At 38.3% G+C, this 5,363-nt stretch carries 6 protein-coding genes; 1 reads left to right on the forward strand and 5 read right to left on the reverse strand.

What is annotated here, in order from left to right; all coding sequences use genetic code 11:
- The first annotated feature begins 222 nt into the window (after positions 1 to 222).
- Entirely contained in the window at positions 223 to 1,608 is a 1,386-nt protein-coding gene (locus V7124_RS12185; RefSeq protein ID WP_335489356.1) for an alkaline phosphatase, read from the forward strand.
- A 75-nt stretch (positions 1,609 to 1,683) separates the two neighbouring features.
- Here the strand turns inward: V7124_RS12185 and V7124_RS12190 are convergent, their stop codons facing one another.
- The 5 genes from V7124_RS12190 to V7124_RS12210 form a co-directional block, all read right to left on the reverse strand.
- Positions 1,684 to 2,325, reverse strand: coding sequence for a response regulator transcription factor (locus V7124_RS12190; protein WP_335489454.1), 642 nt, complete (start codon positions 2,323 to 2,325; stop codon positions 1,684 to 1,686).
- Between the two features lie 4 nt (positions 2,326 to 2,329).
- Positions 2,330 to 3,121, reverse strand: a complete 792-nt coding sequence (locus V7124_RS12195) for a sensor histidine kinase (protein WP_335489359.1) — start codon at positions 3,119 to 3,121, stop codon at positions 2,330 to 2,332.
- Positions 3,122 to 3,199: 78 nt separating this feature from the next.
- The gene (locus V7124_RS12200) at positions 3,200 to 3,907 is read right to left on the reverse strand and encodes an ABC transporter ATP-binding protein (protein WP_335489362.1); all 708 of its coding nucleotides are present in this window, start codon (positions 3,905 to 3,907) and stop codon (positions 3,200 to 3,202) included.
- Positions 3,904 to 4,716: an ABC transporter permease gene (locus V7124_RS12205; protein ID WP_335489365.1), complete on the reverse strand. Its 813-nt coding sequence runs from the start codon at positions 4,714 to 4,716 to the stop codon at positions 3,904 to 3,906. Before V7124_RS12205 ends, V7124_RS12200 begins: the two co-directional genes overlap by 4 nt.
- Positions 4,717 to 4,788: 72 nt before the next feature.
- Positions 4,789 to 5,331: a nitrous oxide reductase accessory protein NosL gene (locus V7124_RS12210; protein WP_335489368.1), complete on the reverse strand. Its 543-nt coding sequence runs from the start codon at positions 5,329 to 5,331 to the stop codon at positions 4,789 to 4,791.
- Positions 5,332 to 5,363: the final 32 nt, after the last annotated feature.

Raw genomic sequence — 5,363 nt, forward strand, 5'->3', positions numbered from 1 at the left:
ATGTCCTTTAACAGAAAAAGACAAATTTTTATACAGTTATATTTTAACATAAATTACCTATTCCTTTTGTTTATTTTCAGTAGATCACTATTCCTTATTTCATGCTCAATCCTTTTTTTTATGAAAACTGCAAGTTGTTTAGGATGTGGTGGGTAATGGATAATTTCTCTGTACCATATCCATAATAATTACATTTGATTCAGAAAAATTGAGGAGGGCACTATGTTCATGAAACGGCATGGAAAGTTAATTTTTCCGGTTGTTATCGGGATTTTCATAATAGGAACAACCTTTACGAGTAGAAATGAAGTAAACGCTAAAAGCGGAGTTAGTAGAAATTTTGCGAGTAGAAATGAAGCAAACGTTAAAAGCGGAGTTATTAGAAACATTATTTTTCTAATAGGTGATGGTATGGGTGTTTCCTTCACCTCAGGCTATCGCTATTATAAAGATGATCCAGCGACTATTGAACTGGAACCAACGGAATTTGGACCATACCTTGTTGGGCAGCAGACCACATTTCCGAACGATCCGAAATTTAACATCACAGATTCTGCGGCTGCAGCCACGGCCATGGCAACAGGTGTGAAAACCTATAATGGGGCAATTGGCGTTGACAAAGACCACTCTAAATTGAAATCAGTCCTCGAAACAGCGAAGGAAAAAGGGAAAGGAACTGGCCTTGTTGCAACAGCACCAATTACACATGGTACTCCTGCGGCGTTTGGTGCCCATGTTACCCAGCGGGAAAGCATGGCTGTGATTGCTGATGCGTATTATCAGGATTTAGTAAGCGGCAAGCATAAAATTGATGTAATGCTTGGCGGAGGGTCAGACTGGTTTATCCGCAAAGATCGGAACCTAGTGGAAGAGTTTGTTAAAGACGGATTCAGCTATGTAAATAACCTTGAAGAGTTGAAAAATGACCAAAATCGCCAGGTATTAGGGCTATTTGCAAAAGATGGTCTGCCAAAAATGATTGATCGTACAAAGAACATTCCTTCCTTGGCTGACATGACCATTTCTGCAATAGAGCGTTTAAATATGAATGATAAAGGGTTCTTTCTAATGGTGGAGGGAAGTCAAATTGATTGGGAAGCACATGACAACGATATTGTCGGTGCTATGAGTGAGATGGAAGACTTTGAGAAGGCGTTTAAGGTGGCCATTGACTTTGCAAAGAAGGACGGTCATACATTAGTGATTGCAACGGCTGATCATTCAACAGGTGGATACACAATAGGGGCTAGAGGACAATATAATTGGTTTAGCTCTGTAATCAAAGCAGTAAAACGTTCACCTGATTATATGGCAATGAAAATCGTTAAAGGGGCAGATGTCAAAGAAACCTTAACAAAATACATCGACCTTCCTTTAACACAAGATGAAATTAAATCAGTAGAAAAAGCGGCAAGAACAAAAAAAGAGAAAAACATTGACACGGCCATCGAAGAAATCATTAACCACCGTTCCTTTACAGGCTGGACAACGGATGGCCACACAGGCGAAGACGTAAACGTCTATGCTTATGGTCCTGGGAGCAAGCGCTTCCAAGGGCAAATCGACAACACCGACCATGCGAAAATCATCTTTGACATCCTGAAATGAAGAGGCGATGATTGGTGCCTGTCACCGCTCGTGGACACTTCTACCCCTCATGCAGACTATATGGGGGGTAGTGCATTATGTTTTTATGTGTTTGATTGAGTAGGCTGCGAGTTGTACTCGGTTTTCTAGATCTAGTTTTTCCAAAAGGTTTTTGATATGGTTTTTTACTGTGTTTTCAGCTATAAAGAGGTGTTCTCCTATTTGTTTGTTGGTTAGGCCATCCGATAGTAATAAGAGGATTTCCTTCTCTCTGGGAGTAAGTGATTTTATTGTTTGTATATGAACTAAGTCTTTCTCTCTGAATTGATAGAGAAGCTTTCCTGCCATTCCACGAGTAGTTTCACTTGAGCCATCCACAACTGAGTGAAGATATTGGAGCCAATCATCGGGATCCATATTTTTGAGCAAATACCCTTGTGCGCCGTATTGAATAGCAGTAAATAAATCAGCAACATTATCTGAGACACTCAATATTATAACTTTTATGAACGGGGAGGTCTCTTTAATGATTTTTGTTGCCTCTAGACCATTTAAAATTGGCATTTCAATATCCATTAAAATTATATCCGGAACTAAGTGCTTGCTAAGTTCAATTGCTTCTGTTCCGTTTTTTGCCTGCCCAACAATGGTAAAATAGGGATCATCTTCAAGCATTTCGCTAATGGCCAGACGTGCATGCGGATGATCATCAGCAATTAGAACACGAAATGGATTTATCACTTTACTTATCTCCCTTCAACCAAATTTTTGTCCCCACCAGCTCTTCAGAAGTGATCTCTAAATCAGCCTTTATTCGGTCGGCACGTTCTTTAAGCATGGAAATTCCATATTTATTAGCCGGCAATTCGGTTAACCTGAATCCCTTCCCATTATCCTCTATCACCATTTCCCAATGGGAATCACTTGTTTGCAAAGTGAAATTCACACTAGATGCTTCTGCATGCTTTCGAATGTTTGTGAATGCCTCTTGGATAATTCCAACTAATTGCACCACTTCAGCTGGGGTAAAATAGGATTCTTTACTAGTGATGTCCGTGTGTAAATCAATTCCTGACACAGTACTCCAGTCGTCAAGCCAATACTTGATCCGTTTTGAAAAAGAAACATGTTCGTCTGGGCTGATTCGTAAATTGAAAATGGCTTGTCGTAAATGCGAGTCAATCGAATTAACAAGCGCGCCAGCCTCGTCCGTTTTTCCTTTTTTTAGCTGTACCTTAAGTAAAAAAAGGGTTTGAGCTATGCTATCATGTAATTCCTTTGCCAGCCTTTCCCGTTCTTCATAAATGGCGCGCATTTCTCGTTCCTTTGTAATCCTTTGGTTTTTTAAATCAATAGCGCGAAACATCCAAGTGGAAAAGATATATGAAATAATCAGGGTTAGAAATGTAATCCAAAAGTTACCTGCCGTCATCGAAAGATTATGAAGCAGTACACTATGCCGAAAAAATTCAAATCCACCAATTAATACAGTTGGAATAAAAATGCTAAAAAACTTTAATGTACGATAGGACATACCTATTCTCCTTTTTCACTTGTTCAGTCTTTGCAAAAAATCCAAGATTGCTCTTGGATTTTCGGAAGTTATACAATTTTATTGCTGTTTTCGATACAAGTGTAACAAATCAACCATGAATTTATTGGGATTAATGTGGTCATTTTTTAACAATGTGACCAATTTCCCATCTTCCATAAATAATACACGGTCTGCAACCTCGGAGGCAACGTCCATCATATGGGTCGAAAAGATAATCGTCGAGCCACTACTTTTAATTTCTTTTAAAAGTGTAATAAAAATATCAATCCAATAAGGGTCTAGTCCATTTGTCGGTTCATCAAGAATCAAGACAGCTGGCTGCCCTGCCCACGCCTGGCCAAACAGCAGCCTTTGACGCATCCCTTTTGATAAGTGTTTGACCATTTCATCCTTCTTTTCTTCCAGTCCAAGAATAGTGATTACCTCTGTAATACGGGTTGGCGGAGTATTCCTAAATGCAGCATAAAAACTTAAAAACTCGTGTACTGTCAGTGTCTCTTGGGCATAAAATTCATCTGGCATATAGCCAATTAACGATACATACTTCTTTCTATCCTTTAGGATATCTACATCTTCAATGATTACTGTACCTTCACCGGGTGAAGAAATGCCAGCAATAATATGGAGTAATGTACTCTTTCCTGCTCCATTACCTCCACAAAGGGCAATACACTCCCCAGCTTCTACTTGCAATGAGAAAGGGTGGAGTGCAATGTTCTTTTTAAAAACTTTGGATGCACGTTTGATTTCTAGGCGAGTGGTCATTGAAGCTGTCTCCTTTTTAAAATAAAGAATGATAGTGTAAACAATAGGGTTAGGTAACTAATAAGATAAACAAAAAGAATGAACCAGCTGGCGCCAGATTGGAATAAATGAACGATAGAATCATAGGATTCGCCGAATATCGACCCGCTGTCCCACTTGATGATTAAAAATATACGCAAAAACTCAGCGGGATTTACTACCAGTGCAATCTTCATTAACACATCAATCATTGTGTAAGGGACCAATCCTAACACCGCAATAAGTGCTGTAGGCCAAATCATTATCAGGAAAAACCAGATAGCCACCGTTAATGTCAAGGCCTTCCATCTTGTACGGGCTAGAGTACCAAAAAAAATGCCGAGAAGGAGAAAAATAAAGATGAGAAACAATGAAAAAAGATAGATGCCAAGCAGCCATTTTATCGATAACTCGATCCCTGCAGCCAAACCAATGGCCATGCTGATTCCATAACTAAGTGTGAACACAATCGATTGCGCCGTAAACAAGCCTGCAAATTTTCCGAAAAAATAAGTAGGTATGCTAATAGGATAAGTACTTAAAAGATCCCATTGCCCGTTTTCAAATTCATTTGTAATCGAGAAAGAACCGATAATCATCATAAAGAGCGGCAGTAAATATAAAATAATATTCACAATCGTACCCGTTATATTTGTATAGCCAGAAATACTATCATTTGTTCCTTCTAGCAAAAATAGGAGTGAAAATACAGAACCCCAAAGGAGTAAAAATGAATAATAAGAGCGTTGCCGTGTCATTGTTTTCCATTCAGAAAACCATAAGTTTCTCATAGGCTGACTTCCTTTCAAGGAAAAAGACAATCTTTATCGACTGTCTTTTTACCTCCATATTCTTATTTGCTCTTAGTGAGCACTATCGGACTTTTCCATACTCGCCCCGTCGCTATGTCCATTCATTTTCATTTTTTTCATCTCTTCCATCATTTCTTTGTTCCTATCCCATGAATGTTTCTCTAAGTCTTTATAGGTTAATAGGCTTCCTTTATTTTCATCAATGAAGTTTTGTGCATCATCTTTGGTTGTGAAAGAGATGACATTGTATGCCATTGGGGTCTTGATTGATTTACCGTACACATAAGTGGCATTTTCCATTTCAATCCATTTACTTGTTGAATAATCCCTTACAAACGCGGCATCAATTTTTTCATTTTTGTTTTCCTCGATCCATTTATTCATACAACCGATATCATCAAAGACGATTGCTTTACCATTTTCAAGGATTATTTCAGTAGCAAATTGGTTATCTTTCACCTGCATATTACAAACTTCGCACTTATCTGTTTCTTCATTAATAGCAACAGGCTTTATTTCCTTTTTTTCACAGCCGGTAATAAACAATAATAATAGGAATGTAAAAAGAATAAGTTTTAAGTTATGGCGATTCATATTTTTTTCCTCCCGAAATAGATACATAATAG

Source organism: Neobacillus niacini (assembly GCF_036961885.1).
GTDB classification, from domain to species: domain Bacteria; phylum Bacillota; class Bacilli; order Bacillales; family Cytobacillaceae; genus Neobacillus; species Neobacillus niacini_H.